Here is a 15422-nt window from a genome sequence, read left to right as displayed (position 1 = left end):
GGCCGGGCCCCGCGCGGAGGAGTGTCCTGTGGATCGGGCCGGGTGCGTGCGGCCCGGTCCCGGGGCCTCTCCCCGGGCCTATCTCAGGGCCTGCCCCCGTCCCTGATGCGGCCCGTTCTGCGGGGCACCCCCGAGGTGCCCGGCCAGGAAGGCGACGCTCTCCTCGACGATCGCCGGGATGTCCGGGGAGCCGAGGAAGATGTGGTCCGCGCCCTCGACGGGCTGCAGGACGACCTCGCCCCCGGCGCTCCTCAGGGCCGCGGCGAGGACCTCGCTCTGGCTGTACGGGACCAGGCCGTCCCGGGTCCCGTGTACGAGGAGGAACGGCGGCGGGTTCGAGCCGTCGGCGTACGTCACCGGGCTCGCGGCCCGCGCCGCCTCCGGCCGCTCGGCCACGGAAGCGCCGAGCAGGGCCTCGTAGGGGTCGGGGAACTCCAGGCCGGAGGCCATGGGCGGCATGGGGTGCCCGGCCAGCGCGACCAGGTCGGAGACGCCGTACCAGTCGACGACCGCGAGGACCCCGGTCTCGCCCGAGGTGACGCCCTGAGTCCCCTCCAGCGCCGCGCCGCCCGGGCCGTCCGGCCTGGTGAGGCCGGCGAGCGCGGCCAGGTGGCCGCCCGCGGACTCGCCCCAGACGCCGATCCGGTCCGGGTCGATGCCGAGGACGTCGGCGAACGCGCGGACGTAGCGGATCGCGGCCTTCACGTCGTGCAGCTGCGCGGGGAAGGGCGCTTCCAGGCTGTGCCGGTAGTCGATGGAGACGAGCGCGAGCCCGGCGCCCAGCACCGCCCCGTGCAGCAGGGCGGCGGGCACGGTCGGCGGCGGGTAGCGGCGGTCGCCGTCCAGCCAGCCGCCGCCGTGGATCCAGACGACCGCGGGGAACGGTCCTTCGCCGGCGGGCACCTGGACGTCCAGCAGCCGGGGGCGGTAGCCGGGGGTGGTCGCGTAGGTGACCCCGTCGAAGCGGCGCACGCCGTCCGCGCCCGTCACGGGCGGAACGGGTGACTGGTACGGCGGTGGCGGCCAGGTCATGTCGGCGAGGTCGAACGCGGCCGGGGGAGATTGCGTCATTGCGGCCCTTCCAATGCGGCGGATACCCGGCGGGGCGGGTGCAGGCTTCGCGTCCTTTGTCCGAAATGCTTGCGCGAGCCGCCGGGGGAGGCGTAGCTTGTTACACGTGTAATCAAGGACTTTAGCGACGCGTTTCCGCTGACCACAAGCCCACAGGCGATCCGACTTCAGGATCGGTGACACGAGCTACCCCAGTGGTCGCGCCGCCTTCCCCCTCCGGGAGCACGTCATGCTCACCATCACCGGCAGTTCCGCGATTCCCGTGGTCCGGAGCTTCGCCCACTGGGTCACCGACCCCGGCGCGGAGAGCGTTCCGCAAGTCAGGGCTCGTGTGCGCGCCGCGCTCGAAGGCTGGCGGGTTCCCTGTGGGGCGGCGGACGTCCTGCTGCTGGCCGTGAGTGAGCTCGTCGGCAACGTCGTCCGGCACGCGAGCGCCGGCCGCATGCGGGTCGGGATGGCGGCCGGCGGGGGCTGGCTCCGACTGGAGGTCACCGACCGGGGTGTCGGTCTGCCGCGACTGCCCGCCCCCCGATCCGGGATCGACCCGGAATCCGAGGACGGGCGCGGACTGCTGATCGTGCAGCTGATGACGGCGGAGCTGGGCGGAGAACTCTCCGTCGTGGCCCATGAGTTCGGGAAATCGGTCCGGGTGTGCGTCCCCCTGGCCTGAGTCGGGTCGGGGGTGGCGGGAGGCGTCGTGAGGGGGTGCTCCGCCTCGCAGGATATTGCGAGATGTTGACGGACGCCAAATATTCGACATACGTTGCTCCCATCTCCCCGCTGCTGCCTGATTGAGGTGCCGCCCCATGGAGCTCTCCCCTTCCGCGCACGCCGATTCCTTCTGCAGGGACCGACTGCCGCCCTTCTCCCTCTGGCCCGAACTCCACTTCGAACTACCGGAGTTGGATTACCCGGACCGACTCAACTGTGCTGGGCGCCTGCTCGACGACGCCGTCGAGCTCCACGGCCCCGACCGCCCCTGTCTGCTCACTCCGACCGAGCGCTGGACCTACGGCGAACTGCAACACCGCGCCAACCAGGTCGCCCAGGTCCTCACCGAGGACTTCGGCCTCCGGCCCGGCAACCGCGTCCTGCTGCGCGGCCCCAACAACCCCTGGCTCGTGGCCGCGTGGTTCGGCGTGCTGAAGGCCGGTGGCGTCGCCGTCACCACCATGCCGCTGCTGCGCGCCTCCGAACTCGCCGAGCTCACCGACATCAGCCGGCCCACGGTCGCCGTGTGCGACCACCGCTATGTGGAGGACCTCGACGCGAACCGCCGGCCCGGCCTGCCGGACCTGCCGGACCTGCCGGTCCTCGCCTACGGAGGTCCCGGGGCGACGGACCTGACCGCGCGCTGCGCGGCCAAGGACGGCCGGTTCACCACCGTGGTCACGGCCGCGGACGACGTGGCGCTGATCGCCTTCACCTCCGGTACGACCGGCCGTCCCAAGGCGACCCTGCACTTCCACCGCGACGTCCTGGCCAACGCGGACACGTTCTCCCGGCACGTCCTCAAACCCCGCCCGGACGACGTCTTCACCGGCACACCGCCACTCGCCTTCACTTTCGGGCTCGGCGGTCTGGTGGTCTTCCCCCTCCACGCCGGGGCCGCGACCCTGCTGATCGAGCAGGCGGCCCCACTGCAGCTGGCCGAGCTCGTCGCGGCCCACGGAGTGACCGTGCTCTTCACGGCGCCCACGGCCTACCGCGCGATCATGGAGGCCGGGGCGGCGGACCGGCTCGCGGGGCTGCGCCGCTGCGTGTCCGCCGGGGAACCGCTCCCGGCCGCGGTGTGGCACGAGTTCCACGCCGCCACCGGCCTGCGCATCATCGACGGCATCGGCGCCACCGAGATGCTCCACGTCTTCATCTCGGCGGCCGACGAGGACATCCGGCCCGGCTCCACCGGCCGACCCGTTCCCGGCTACCGCGCCGCCGTCGTCGACGAGCACGGCGACCCCGTCCCCGACGGGCAGCCCGGCCTGCTCGCGGTCACGGGTCCCACCGGCTGCCGCTACCTGGCGGACCCGCGCCAGACCTCGTACGTCAGGAACGGCTGGAACATCACCGGCGACACCTACGTCCGCGACGCGGAGGGCTACTTCTGGTACGTCGCCCGCAGCGACGACATGATCGTCTCCTCCGGCTACAACATCGCGGGCCCCGAGGTCGAGAAGGCCCTCGTCGCCCATCCCCACGTCGAGGAGTGCGCGGTCGTCGGAGCCCCGGACGAGCGGCGCGGCATGCTGGTCAAGGCCTACGTCGTCCTGGGCGCCGGCGTCCCGGCGTCCGAGGCGACCGTCCGCGAGCTGCAGACCCACGTCAAGCGGACCATCGCCCCGTACAAGTACCCGCGCGCCGTCGAATTCGTCACGGAACTCCCGCGCACCGGCACCGGAAAGCTGCGGCGCGGCGAACTGCGCGAGCGCGCCCGCGTTGACGCATCGCCCGCCGGGCCGGGCACGTCGTCCGGGCCGGGCACAGCCTCCGGGCCGGATTCCGGACCGCCCGGCGGACCGGCCGCACCGCCGTCAGCGCCGCCCACCGCGCCCGGGCCGGCCACACCGCCCGAGCTGCCCAGCGTCGTCGTCGAGCGCCGCGTCGAGTGGACCGACACCGACGCCGCCGGGCACTACCACCACTCCACCGTCGTGCGCTGGGTCGAGGCGGCCGAGGCCGTCCTGCTCCACCGCCTGGGCCTGTCCCACCTGTTCGGAAGCACCCCCCGGGTCCACTTCGAGGCCGACTACCGGGCACGGCTCTGGTTCGGGGACGCGGTGCGCACCGAACTGAAGGTCGTCAAGGTCGGCTCGGCCTCCCTGCACTACGCCTTCACCGTGCGCAGCGAACGGGGCGTGGAGGCGGCCACCGGCCGCATGGTCATCGCCCACTCGGCCGCCCACGCGACCGGTGCGACCCCCTGGCCCGCCGACGTGCGCGAGCTGCTGGGCACGGCGGGACCGCAGACACCCGAACTACTCACCATCGCCGCATCACCCGGAGGTACGCCGTGCGCGTCGCAGTCATAGGAGGAGGGCCCGGCGGACTGTACTTCGCGGCCCTGACCAAGCAGCTCTCCCCGCACTGGGAGGTGACCGTCTGGGAACGCAACGCCCCCGACGACACCTTCGGCTTCGGGGTCGTCTTCTCCGACGAGACGCTCGACGGCATCGCCCAGGCCGACCGCGAGATCCACGAGGCCATGTCCGCGGAGTTCGCCCGCTGGGCCGACATCGACGTCCGCTACCGGGGCACCACCCTCACCTCGGGCGGCCATGGCTTTGCCGCCCTCGGACGCCGGCACCTGCTGCGGATCCTCCAGGAGCGCTGCGCCGCGCTGGAGGTGGACGTCCGCTACCGCACCCAGGCCCCGCCCGCCGCCGAACTCGCCGTGTCGTACGACCTGGTGGTGGCCTGCGACGGCGTACGGTCGGCCACCCGCGCCGCCTACGCCGACACGTTCGGCACCGACCTCGACGAGCGCGCCGGCCGCTACATGTGGCTCGGCACGGACAAGGTCTTCGAAGCCTTCACCTTCATCGTCGACGAGCAGGACTTCGGCACCCTCCAGGTGCACGCGTACCCCTACGACTCCACCCGCTCCACCTTCATCGTGGAGATGGAGGAGGAGGCGTGGCGGCGCGCCGGCTTCGAGGAGTTCGCCGACCGCGGCCATCCGCCGGGCACCAGCGACGAGGAGAGCATCCGGCGCTGCGAGGAACTCCTCGCGGGCCACCTCGACGGCCACCGGCTCCTCCCCAACAACTCCAAGTGGCTCCGCTTCACCACGGTCCGCAACCGCACCTGGCGGCACGAGAACGTCGTCCTCCTCGGGGACGCCGCCCACACCGCGCACTTCTCCATCGGCTCCGGCACCAAGCTCGCCATGGAGGACGCCCTCGTCCTCGCCGCCAGCCTGCACGAACACCCGGACGTGCCGACCGCGCTCGCCGCGTACGAGGACGAGCGCAGGCCGGTGGTGGAGTCCACCCAGCGCGCGGCCCAGGCCAGCCTGGAGTGGTTCGAGCACATCGACCGGTACACCGGCCAGGACCCGCACCAGTTCGCCTTCAACCTCCTCACCCGCAGCCGCCGCGTCACCTACGACAACCTGCGCCTGCGCGACGAGGGGTTCACCAGCGCGGTCAACCGCTCCTCGACCGTGCCCCCGATGTTCCGCCCCTACCCGCTCGGCGGACTGCTGCTGCGCAACCGGGTCGTCGTCCCGCCCACCGCGCTGCACACCGCGCGTGACGGCGTCCCCGGCGACTTCGACCTGGTCCACCTCAGCACGCAGGCCCTCGGCGGCGCGGGCCTGGTCCTCGCCGGGATGACGTCCGTCAGCGCCGACGGCCGGGCCACCCCCGGCTGCCCCGGCCTGTGGACCGACGGACAGGAAGCGGCCTGGCGGCGCATCACGGACTTCGTCCACGGCCAGTCCGACACCTGCCTCGGCATCCAGCTGACGCACGCCGGCCGCCGCGCCGCCGCCCGCGACGGGCAGCCGATCGCCGCTTCGGCGCTGGCCTGGGACGAGCGGAGCCCGGTGCCGCGCGAGGCCGACCGGGCCGACATGGACGCCGTCGTACGGGACTTCGTGAGCGCGGCCCGGCGCGCCGACCGGGCGGGCTTCGACGTGCTGGAACTCCAGTACGGGCACGGGCACCTGCTCTCCGGCTTCCTGTCGCCGCTGACCAACCTGCGGACGGACGAGTACGGGGGAGACCTGGACGGAAGGCTGCGGCTGCCGCTCGAAGTGCTGCGCGCCGTACGGGAGGTGTGGCCGGCCGGCAAGGCCCTGCTCGTGCGGATCTCCGCCGCCGACTGGGCCGAGGGCGGCACCAGCGAGGCCGACGCCGTCGCCATCGCCCGCGCGCTCGCCGAGGCCGGCGCCGACGCCGTCGACGTCTCCACCGGCGAGGTCGTCGCCCACGAGCAGCCCCGCTACGGCCGCAGCTACCAGACCCCGTACGCCGACCTCATCCGCAACGCCACCGGGGTCCCCACCATCGCCGTCGGCGCGATCTCCACGTACGACGACGTGAACTCGATCATCCTGGCGGGCCGGGCGGACCTGTGCGGCGTCGGCCGCGCCCAGCTCCACGACCCGCTGTGGACCCTGCACGCGGCCGCCGCCCAGGGCTACCAGGGCCCTGCCGCGCCCTGGGCGCGCGCCTGGCGGGCGGGCAGCGGCCGGCCCCCGTCGGCCCGGACCGACCGGATCCCGCCCCGCCTCGAACTGCTGCGGCAGCCCGCCGCGTCCGCCCACCGCCGCTGGCTGCCGCGCGCCGCCGCCCCGGCGCCCGCTCCCGTCCCCCGATAGCCGGAGGTTCCCATGCCCATGGACAGGGAGAACCTGCCCCGATTCACGGCGGCGGCCGTCCAGGCCGCACCCGTCTACCTCGACCCCGCCGCCACCGTCGGCAAGGCCGTCGCCCTGATCGCCGAGGCCGCCGCCCACGGAGCCGAACTCGTCGTCTTCCCCGAGGTGTTCGTCCCCGGCTACCCCTACTGGAACTGGACGATGAACCCGGTCCAGGGCTCGCCCTGGTTCGAGCGCCTCCAGCGGGCCTCGGTCGATCTGCCCGGCCCGCACGTCGACGCCCTGCGCGCGGCGGCCCGCCGGCACGGGATCGTCCTCGTCATCGGGGTCAACGAGCGCGCCCCGCACAGCCTCGGCGTCCTCTACAACACCCTGCTGACCATCGGACCCGACGGCGCCCTCCTCGGCGTCCACCGCAAACTGGTGCCGACCTGGGCCGAGAAGCTCACCTGGACCGGCGGGGACGGCAGCTCGCTCGTCGTCCACGACACACCCGTCGGCCCCCTCGGGGCGCTCGCCTGCGGCGAGAACACCAACACCCTGGCCCGCTTCACCCTCCTCGCGCAGGGCGAACTCGTCCATGCCTCCTGCTACATCGCCCTGCCCGTCGCCCCCGCCGACTACGACATGGCCGACGCCATCGCCGTCCGCACCGCCGCCCACAGCTTCGAGGGCAAGGTCTTCTCCGTCGTCGCCTGCTCCACCGTCTCCCCGGAGATCGTCGACCTGCTCGCCGGGGACGACGAGGAACTGCGCAAGCAGTTCACCCGTCCCCGCAGCGCGCTGTCCGGCATCTTCGGCCCCGACGGCCGCCCGGTCACCGAGCCCCTCGTGGACGACGAGGGGATCGTCTACGGCGAGATCGACCTCGCCCGGTGCATCCAGCCCAAGCAGATGCACGACATCACCGGGCACTACAACCGTTTCGACATCTTCCGCCTCGAAGTCGACAACCGCCCCCGGCTGCCCGTGACCTTCACCGTGCCCCCGGCCCCCTTCACCGACAGCGCCGCCCCTGAGGAGGACGTATGACCAGCGAGCAGGACGACTCGATGCTCGGCCGCGCCCGGGTGTCCGACACCCCCGAACTCACCGCGTACTACGACGAGCTCGGCGCCCTCGACGCGGGCGCCCTGTGGACCGTGGCCAACGACATCGAGCCCTGGTACCCGCAGCCCCGCTCCGTGCCCGTGCTGTGGCGCTACGACGAGCTGCGCCCCCACGTCCTCAAGGCCCTCGGCCTGGTCAAGGGCGACGACGCCGGCCGCCGGGTCGTGATGCTCGTCAACCCGGGCCGCAAGGACGTCAGCGCCGCCGCCGGACTCCTCTACACCGGACTCCAGATCATGGGCCCCGGCGAGGCCCTGACCGCCCACCGCCACCAGGCCGCGGCCCTGCGCTTTGTCCACGAGGGCACCGGCGCCTGGACGATCGTCGACGGCCAGAAGCTGAAGGTCGGTCCCCGCGACTTCGCCATCACCCCGAACGGCACCTGGCACGAGCACGGCAACGACGCCGACGACGCACCGGTCATATGGCAGGACGGACTCGACATCCCGCTGGTCAACGCCTTGGACGCCGGGTTCTACGAGGTCCACCCCGAGCTGTACCAGACCCCGGGGAAGGTCATCAACTCCTCGGTCCTGACCTACGGAGCGAACCTGTTGCCGTACGGAGTGGAGAAGTGGACCCGGCCGTACTCGCCGCTGCTCGCCTACCCCTGGGAGCCCACGTACGAGGCCCTGCGCGGCCTCGCCCAGGCCACCGAGGGGTCCCCGTACGACGGGGTCATCGCGGAGTACACCAACCCGGTGACGGGCGGTCCGGTCATGCCCACCATGGGCGCCCACATGCAGTTGCTGCGCCCCGGCCAGGCCACCCTCGCCCACCGCCACACCGGCTCGGTGATCTACACGGCCGCCAAGGGCCGCGGGGTCTCGGTCATCGCCGGACGGCGCTTCGAGTGGAAGCAGGGCGACATCTTCTGCGTCCCGTCCTGGGCCTGGCACGAGCACCACAATCTCGACCAGACCGAGGACGCCTGCCTCTTCTCCTTCAACGACTTCCCCGTCATGCGCTCGCTCGGTTTCCACCGGGAAGAGGCGTACGCCGACCACGGCGGGCACCAGCCCGTCACCGCCGCCTGACCCACGAGGAGCCCCAGCATGCGCTTGCTGACCTTCACCACCAGTGCCACCGGAGCCGCCGGCGCCACGGAACGCCTGGGCGTCGAGGCCGACGGCCTCGTCCTCGACCTGGCGGTCCTGGCCGACCACGCGGGCGTACGCATCCCGCACGACCTGCTCTCCTTCGTCCAGGCCGGCCCGGCCGCGCAGGAAGCGGCCCGCCGGCTGCTCGCCGCCGACCCCGCAGGACCGCTCGCCGGCGCCGTCCACCGGCGGGAGGACGTGACCCTGCGCGCCCCGCTGCGCCCCGGCAAGATCATCGGCGTCGGCCTCAACTACATCGAGCACGTCGAGGAGTCCAGCCGCAGCCTCGACACCGACAAGGACCTGCCGCCGCGCCCGGTGCTTTTCGGCAAGCCCGCCACCGCCGTCACCGGCCCCGGACAGCCGATCCTGCACAACGCCGACCTGACCACCCAGCTGGACTGGGAGTGCGAACTCGCCGTCGTCATCGGCCGCACCGCCTTCCGGGTGAGCGAGGAGGACGCGTACGACCACATCTTCGGCTTCAGCATCCTCAACGACATCAGCGCCCGCGACCAGCGCCGGTCCGGCCAGTGGTTCTTCTCCAAGGGCCAGGACTCCTACGCCCCCTTCGGCCCGGTGATCGTGACCCGCGACGAGATCCGCGACCCCATGGCCCTCGACCTCTCGCTGCGCGTCAACGGCGTCACCAAGCAGAAGTCGAACACCCGTCACATGCTCTTCCCCATCGCCCGCCTCATCGCCGACATCAGCTCGGGCATGACCCTGGAGCCCGGCGATGTCATCGCGACGGGCTCGCCCTCCGGCGTCGGCGCCGGCATGGTCCCGCCCGAGTTCCTGCACCCCGGTGACACCGTCGAAGCCACGGTCGAAGGCATCGGCACCCTGACCAACCCCGTCGTCGACGCCCGCTGAGGAGTACCCGTGTCACCCCGCACCTACCGCATCGGCCAGATCGTGCCGAGCTCCAACGTCACCATGGAAACCGAAGTCCCCGCCATCCTCCGGGCCCGCCAGGCCATCGCACCGGACGAGCGCTTCACCTTCCACTCCAGCCGGATGCGCATGACCCACGTGACCCCCGAGCAGCTCAAGGCCATGGACGCCGACTCCGACCGCTGCGCCGTGGAACTCTCCGACGCGCGCGTCGACGTACTCGGCTACGCCTGCCTGGTGGCCATCATGAGCATGGGCCTCGGCTACCACCGGACCTCGGAGCAGCGCCTGCACACCCGCACCGCCGAGAACGGCGCGCCCGCCCCCGTCGTCACCAGCGCCGGAGCCCTCGTCCACGGCCTGCACACCATCGGCGCCAAGAAGATCGCGCTGCTGGCTCCCTACATGCGCCCGCTCACGCAGACCGTCGTGGACTACCTCACGCACGAGGGCATCGAGGTCCTCGACCACCAGGCCCTCGAGATCCCGGACAACCTGGAGGTCGCCGCCCACGACCCGGCCCGCCTGCCGGGCCTGGCACGGGCCCTCGACTACGCCGACGCGGACGCGGTCGTGCTCTCGGCCTGCGTGCAGATGCCGTCCCTGGGCGCCATCGAGGAGGCCGAACAGCTGCTGGGCAAGCCGGTGGTGTCCGCGGCGGTCTGCACCGCCCATCAGATGCTCCGGGCCCTGGACCTGGACGCCGTGGCCCCGGGGGCGGGCCACCTGCTGTCGGGCACGTACGCCCGGGCCCCACTGCCCGGGTAGCGGTCGACACGACCTAGCGCAGCGGCGGCAGCGTGTACGTCGGGATCGACGGGTCGTTCGGGTCGAAGGGGGTCGGCTTCCAGTCCATCGTCGGGACGTGGGAGGGCGCCGGAGGCGGGGTGGGGCCCCGGTGCGGGTTCTGCGGGACCTTCGGCGAACCCGCCGTGCTCCGCTTCGGTGCCGGCTCCGATCCACGGCCGGCCGAGGCCTTCGGCTGCGCCGCCGGGGGCGCAGCCGAGACGGAGGGCTCCGGGGCCGCCGGCTGCGAGTCCGCGGGGGACGGCGAGGCCGTCGCCGGGTCGGTGCTCGCGGTCGGCGTCGCCGGCTTCTCCGCGGCCGGCGGGGCGCCGCCGGCCGCGGCGCCGGAACAGCCGCTCAGCAACAGGCCGCCCACCAGCACCACGGCCACGGCTCCTGGCACTCTGCCGCCGGCGCCCACACCCACCACCCACCGATCCCGCGTCGTTCATACGTTCAACGCGCGGATCGTAGCTCAGCCCCGCGCGCCCGATCCCGGCAGGATGATCGTGACCCCGCGCCGCCGCCCCGCCAGTCGCCGAAGGCCGCGAGAGCCAGCCGCTGGGCCACCGCCGGGAAGCCGTTGGCGGAGGAGGAGGTGCCCATCGCGTAGACCGCGCGCCGGTTGAGGTCCCTGGAGGCGAAGGCGCGGCTCCGTCGTAGCCGGGCAGGTACGGCCTGCGGCGTTCGATCGCCTCGGCCGGGGAGTGGCCGGGGCGCCCTGGAAGTCGTGGGGCAGGCCGCTGGTGTGGTTGAGCAACTGCCGCACGCTGATCGGTTCCTCGAACCGGCTCTCGGCGGTCAGGGGCAGGGTCCGAGGAACGGCGCCTGGGAAGACTCCACTCGGGAAACGGTGATCAAGTCCCTGCGAGCTTCTCCGCCCGGACCGTCCCGGTTCGACCGGGATCTCCCGCTCCGAACCTGAACCTATCCTGACATCGCGTCAGGGAAGCCGGGCGGGCGCCGCCCGCGCGGGCCCTCGCCCCGTACGAGGTGTCGCTGTACTGACGATCCACCCGGACCGATCCACCCGTACCGGTGCACCACGATGCCGACCGGGTCATCCCGGTCGGCATCGTACGGAACAGGACCGTTCGGCCCTGGGAGTGACATCGGCGGCGGCTCCAGCGCTGAAGGGCATGAGTCGCCCTTCCGACCGCGACCACGACCCTGCCCCGACATCCGACGTCGCGTCTCCCGATCCCCAGAGGCCACCACGCATGCACCCACCACTCGGTACCCCGGAACAGGACACGATGGAGCTCTTCCTCGGTGATGTGGGTGCACCCGCTGCGGCGCCGGAGACGCCGGCCCCGGCCGCCGCAGCGGCCCCGGTATTCGTGGATACGTCGGGGCGCAGACAGCGCCGGGTGCGCCGCTGGGGGTACCTGCTGGTGGTACCGGCCGTCGCCTACGTCGTCCTGCTCATCAGCACCCTGCTTGGCGGCCCCACCATCCACTCGCCGTTCCTCCCCTCGGCCCAGGCTCCGCACACCCCCGTACCCGAAAGCACGGCCGGCACCCGCACCGGCGGCCCGTCCGCCCCTGGCGCGGCGAATGGCAGCCCGCGCCCCACCCCGGCAGCCTCGCGCAGCGGTGCGTCCTCGCCGGCCGCCACGACCGTGACCGGCGGCGCGACGCCCGGCACCGGACCCGGCCCGAAGGCCACGACCGGACCGGCGCACCCGGCCCAGTCGCCTCCCGGCGGGGGGCGGGGTCGCGCCACCGAGCCGCCGGGCCAGGGCGGTGGCAAGCCCACCGGGCGGCCCTGAGGCCGACAGGCCCGGCGCGGCCCACGCCACCGCACCGCATCACATAGCAATGCACCGCACCACACCGCACCGCACAACGCAGCAGGCAGGAAGACTCACCCCTTGTCGAAGAACCGTCGCCGCCGACCCCGCGGCAGGCACAGCTCCGTACGCAACGTCCCCCTGCGCACCCACTGGCTGCTGCTGACCACCCTCGTGCTCACCCTCTCGGCGGCGCTGCTCCTCCAGGGCTACACCCAGCACCTGTTCGACTCCACCCCCGACGCGGCTCCCCGTGAGCGGGGTCCGGGGACCTCCGTACCGGAGACGATCGCCTCCGGCGGGCCGGTGATCGAGGGGGCGGCCGGCCGCACCGCCGCCCCGGCGGCCCGCACGATCGCCCTGACCTTCGACGACGGACCCGACCCCGTCTGGACCCCGAAGATCCTCGACGTGCTGCGCCGCAACGACGTGCGCGCGACCTTCTTCACGGTCGGCACCCGGGTCGCCGAGAACCCCGACCTCGCCCGCCGGATCGTCGACGAGGGCCACCAGATCGGCCTGCACAGTTTCACCCACACCGATCTCGGCGCCGCGTCCGCGTGGCGGCGTTCGCTGGAACTGCGCGAGACCCAGCTCGTCATCGCCGGAGCCACCGGCGTCACCACACCACTGCTCCGCCCGCCGTACTCCTCCACCAACAAGGCTCTCGGCGACGCCGACTGGAGCGCCGCCGTCCAAGCGGGGAAGGAGGGGTACCTGACCGTCCTGACGACCCTGGACAGCCAGGACTGGCGACGCCCGGGCGTCGAGACGATCGTCGCCGCCGCCACCCCGAAGGACACCGCCGGGCAGATCCTGCTGCTGCACGACGCGGGCGGGGACCGCACGCAGACGGTCGCCGCGCTCGAACAGCTCGTGCCGCGGCTGAAGGCGTCCGGCTGGACGTTCGCCACCGTGGGCGACGCGGTCGCCCTCCCCAAGGCCGTCCAGCCGGCCGAGACCGCGGACCGGTGGCAGGGCCTCGCCCTCATCACCGCGATCCGCACCAGCGACTGGATCCTCGAAGCCCTCTCGTGGCTGCTGTGGGCGGCGGGCGCCATCAGTCTGTCGCGTGCGATCGCCGTCTTCGTCGCCGCCAGGCGGCACGTGCGGATGCGCCGCCGGCCCTGGGGCGCTCCGGTCACCGAACCCGTGAGCGTCATCGTCCCCGCCTACAACGAGAGCGCCGGCATCGAGGCGGCCGTCCGTTCCCTGGTGGCCTCCGACCACCAGGTCGAGGTCATCGTCGTCGACGACGGATCCACGGACGGCACGGCCGAGATCGTCGAGGCCCTCGGGCTGCCCGGCGTACGGGTCATCCGGCAGCAGAACGCCGGAAAACCGGCCGCCCTCAACACGGGTATCGCCGCGGCCTCCTGCAACCTGCTCGTCATGGTCGACGGCGACACCGTCTTCGAGCCGGACGCCGTTCGCATGATCGTCCAACCCTTCTCCCACCGCCGGGTGGGCGCGGTCTCCGGCAACGCCAAGGTGGTCAACCGGGGTGGGCTGCTCGGACGCTGGCAGCACATCGAGTACGTCGTCGGCTTCAACCTCGACCGCCGCCTGTTCGACCTCGCCGAGTGCATGCCCACGGTCCCCGGTGCCGTCGGCGCGTTCCGCCGCGAGGCACTGTTGCGGGTCGGCGGCGTCAGCGACACCACGCTGGCCGAGGACACCGATCTCACCATGGCCCTGTGCCGGGACGGCTGGCGCGTCGTCTACGAAGAGCGGGCCATGGCCTGGACCGAAGCTCCCGCCTCGCTCGGTGCCCTGTGGAAGCAGCGCTACCGGTGGTGCTACGGCACCCTCCAGGCCATGTGGAAGCACCGGGGTGCCCTCACTCAGCGGGGGCAGGCCGGCAAGCTCGGCAGGCGCGGTCTGGTCTACCTGCTGATGTTCCAGGTTCTGCTGCCCCTGCTCGCGCCCGTCGTGGACGTCTTCGCCGTCTACGGCCTGGTCTTCCTCGACCCCGTGCGCATCCTCGGCCTGTGGACGGCGTTCCTGCTCCTCCAGGCCTTGATGGGTCTGTACGCGTTCCGCCTGGACGGGGAGCGGCCGGGACCGCTGTGGAGCCTGCCCCTGCAGCAGTTCGTCTACCGCCAGCTCATGTATCTCGTCGTGATCCAGTCGGTCTTCACCGCCATCGCGGGCTCCCGCCTGCGCTGGCAGCGGATGGAGCGTTACGGCAGTCTCCAGGTGCCCGCCACCCCGTCCGAGCGGCTGCCCGACCACGCGTTCGCGCCTGAGGCCCCGCCGGCCCCCGAGCCCTGGGCCGGTACCGGGGCCGTGCCGTACCGAGGTCACGGCGCGGACCCCGCCTGGGCGTCCCGTCCCTCCGCGCCGATCCCGCCCAGCCCGCAGAACCACATCTGGCCCTCGCACGACCACCGGGACCTGTAGACGCCGGCTCGGAAGCCGTCACGGCGCGCCCTCCCCGGCCCTGGCGAGGGACAGCACCCCCACGCAGATCAGCGCGATGCCCAGCAGCTGGGGGAGCAGCCACCAGTCCGACCGCAGGTGTTCCTCGTACAGGACCACGCCCAGAGCGACGCTGACACTCGCGTCGCCGAGCGTCAGCGCGGGCTGCGAGGCGACCAGCGGACCGCCCTGCATGGCGTGCTCCAGCAGCAGGAGGGCGCAGATGCCGCTCACGCCGAAGGCGTACGTCTCCCAGGTGGTCAGGAACGCGCCGACGCCGCCGTCGTCGAGGACGTGCACCGCGGACTTCATCAGGGCGGCCGTGAGCGCGTAGCAGACGGCGGTGGCCGCGCCGAGGCAGCCGGCCCGCGCACGGCCGGGCGGGCGGCGCAGTCCGGCCACGGCCAGGACGGCGACGACGACGGCGCACGCCGCCAGGGCCACCACCCACCGCTCGGGCGGCACGTCCGTACGGTTGCCCGCGGGCGAGGCGGCCACCAGCGCGACCCCGAGTCCCGCCACCACCCCCGCCACGGCCAGCCACAACGCCCCCGGCAGCCGCTGCCGCGCCACCAGCGAGGCGATCAGCAGCGCGAGCGGCAGCTCCAGCACGAACAGCGGCTGTACGAGGGCCAGCGCGCCCGTGGCCAGCGCCGCGGCCTGTCCGACGCCGGCGGCGATCACGGCCAGGATCCCGCCGATCCACACCGGCCGCCGCAGCAGGTCGAGGACCAGACCGAAGCGGAAGCCGTCGCTCTGCGGGACGGTGAGCGCGGCCCGCCGCTGGAGCACGGTGGCGAGCGCGTTGCTGAGCGCCGCGAACAGCGCGAAGAGGACCGGCAGGACGACGCCCATGCCCCGATCCTCACCGCGCCCGCCGCCCGTCCGCGCCACGAAACCGGGCCGCGGGCGTCGCGCCCG

At 73.0% G+C, this 15422-nt stretch carries 12 protein-coding genes and 1 pseudogene; 10 read left to right on the top strand and 3 right to left on the bottom strand.

The window, feature by feature from the left end; all coding sequences use genetic code 11:
• Positions 1 to 78: 78 nt before the first annotated feature.
• The gene (locus tag OG534_RS02520; protein ID WP_326586418.1) at positions 79 to 1071 is read right to left on the bottom strand and encodes an alpha/beta hydrolase; all 993 of its coding nucleotides are present in this window, start codon (positions 1069 to 1071) and stop codon (positions 79 to 81) included.
• 229 nt (positions 1072 to 1300) lie between these two features.
• Here OG534_RS02520 and OG534_RS02515 point away from each other — a divergent pair, with 229 nt between their 5' ends.
• The 8 genes and pseudogenes from OG534_RS02515 to OG534_RS02480 all read left to right on the top strand — a co-directional run bounded on the left by OG534_RS02515 (position 1301) and on the right by OG534_RS02480 (position 10269).
• A complete protein-coding gene (locus OG534_RS02515) occupies positions 1301 to 1741 on the top strand; it encodes an ATP-binding protein (RefSeq protein WP_326586417.1) in 441 nt (146 codons plus the stop codon).
• 136 nt (positions 1742 to 1877) lie between these two features.
• A pseudogene (locus OG534_RS02510) lies at positions 1878 to 3497 on the top strand (AMP-binding protein); the annotation flags it as partial.
• 225 nt (positions 3498 to 3722) lie between these two features.
• Complete coding sequence (locus OG534_RS38630) at positions 3723 to 4100, top strand: acyl-CoA thioesterase (RefSeq protein ID WP_442807207.1); 378 nt, start codon at positions 3723 to 3725, stop codon at positions 4098 to 4100.
• Positions 4082 to 6394, top strand: coding sequence for an oxidoreductase (locus OG534_RS02500; protein WP_326586416.1), 2313 nt, complete (start codon positions 4082 to 4084; stop codon positions 6392 to 6394). Before OG534_RS38630 ends, OG534_RS02500 begins: the two co-directional genes overlap by 19 nt.
• Before the next feature lie 12 nt (positions 6395 to 6406).
• Complete coding sequence (locus OG534_RS02495) at positions 6407 to 7426, top strand: carbon-nitrogen hydrolase family protein (protein WP_326586415.1); 1020 nt, start codon at positions 6407 to 6409, stop codon at positions 7424 to 7426.
• On the top strand, positions 7423 to 8541 hold the full coding sequence (locus OG534_RS02490) for a cupin domain-containing protein (protein WP_326586414.1): 1119 nt from the start codon (positions 7423 to 7425) through the stop codon (positions 8539 to 8541). The genes OG534_RS02495 and OG534_RS02490 overlap by 4 nt, the downstream gene beginning before the upstream one ends.
• A gap of 18 nt (positions 8542 to 8559) precedes the next feature.
• On the top strand, positions 8560 to 9480 hold the full coding sequence (locus OG534_RS02485; protein ID WP_326586413.1) for a fumarylacetoacetate hydrolase family protein: 921 nt from the start codon (positions 8560 to 8562) through the stop codon (positions 9478 to 9480).
• Positions 9481 to 9543: 63 nt separating this feature from the next.
• Complete coding sequence (locus OG534_RS02480) at positions 9544 to 10269, top strand: maleate cis-trans isomerase family protein (RefSeq protein WP_326593428.1); 726 nt, start codon at positions 9544 to 9546, stop codon at positions 10267 to 10269.
• 13 nt (positions 10270 to 10282) lie between these two features.
• On the opposite strand, the gene OG534_RS02475 is transcribed toward OG534_RS02480, so the two are convergent.
• Complete coding sequence (locus OG534_RS02475) at positions 10283 to 10678, bottom strand: hypothetical protein (protein WP_326586412.1); 396 nt, start codon at positions 10676 to 10678, stop codon at positions 10283 to 10285.
• A gap of 829 nt (positions 10679 to 11507) precedes the next feature.
• Between OG534_RS02475 and OG534_RS02470 the strand changes: the two genes are divergently transcribed.
• Positions 11508 to 12059: a hypothetical protein gene (locus OG534_RS02470; protein WP_326586411.1), complete on the top strand. Its 552-nt coding sequence runs from the start codon at positions 11508 to 11510 to the stop codon at positions 12057 to 12059.
• Positions 12060 to 12161: 102 nt separating this feature from the next.
• Entirely contained in the window at positions 12162 to 14483 is a 2322-nt protein-coding gene (locus OG534_RS02465) for a bifunctional polysaccharide deacetylase/glycosyltransferase family 2 protein (protein ID WP_326586410.1), read from the top strand.
• Positions 14484 to 14501: 18 nt separating this feature from the next.
• On the opposite strand, the gene OG534_RS02460 is transcribed toward OG534_RS02465, so the two are convergent.
• Positions 14502 to 15356, bottom strand: a complete 855-nt coding sequence (locus OG534_RS02460; protein WP_326586409.1) for a DMT family transporter — start codon at positions 15354 to 15356, stop codon at positions 14502 to 14504.
• Positions 15357 to 15422 lie beyond the last annotated feature (66 nt).

Source organism: Streptomyces sp. NBC_01294, from assembly GCF_035917235.1.
In the GTDB taxonomy this organism is placed as follows: domain Bacteria; phylum Actinomycetota; class Actinomycetes; order Streptomycetales; family Streptomycetaceae; genus Streptomyces; species Streptomyces caledonius.
The sequence above is the reverse complement of the archived record's forward strand: the minus strand, read 5'-3'. Positions and strand labels throughout refer to the sequence as shown.

Coding starts and splice junctions, on each gene's coding strand:
- OG534_RS02520 (WP_326586418.1), bottom strand. CDS start 1,071: ATGACGCAATCTCCCCCGGCCGCGTTCGACCTCGCCGACATGACCTGG.
- OG534_RS02515 (WP_326586417.1), top strand. CDS start 1,301: ATGCTCACCATCACCGGCAGTTCCGCGATTCCCGTGGTCCGGAGCTTC.
- OG534_RS02495 (WP_326586415.1), top strand. CDS start 6,407: ATGCCCATGGACAGGGAGAACCTGCCCCGATTCACGGCGGCGGCCGTC.
- OG534_RS02490 (WP_326586414.1), top strand. CDS start 7,423: ATGACCAGCGAGCAGGACGACTCGATGCTCGGCCGCGCCCGGGTGTCC.
- OG534_RS02485 (WP_326586413.1), top strand. CDS start 8,560: ATGCGCTTGCTGACCTTCACCACCAGTGCCACCGGAGCCGCCGGCGCC.
- OG534_RS02480 (WP_326593428.1), top strand. CDS start 9,544: ATGGAAACCGAAGTCCCCGCCATCCTCCGGGCCCGCCAGGCCATCGCA.
- OG534_RS02470 (WP_326586411.1), top strand. CDS start 11,508: ATGCACCCACCACTCGGTACCCCGGAACAGGACACGATGGAGCTCTTC.
- OG534_RS02460 (WP_326586409.1), bottom strand. CDS start 15,356: ATGGGCGTCGTCCTGCCGGTCCTCTTCGCGCTGTTCGCGGCGCTCAGC.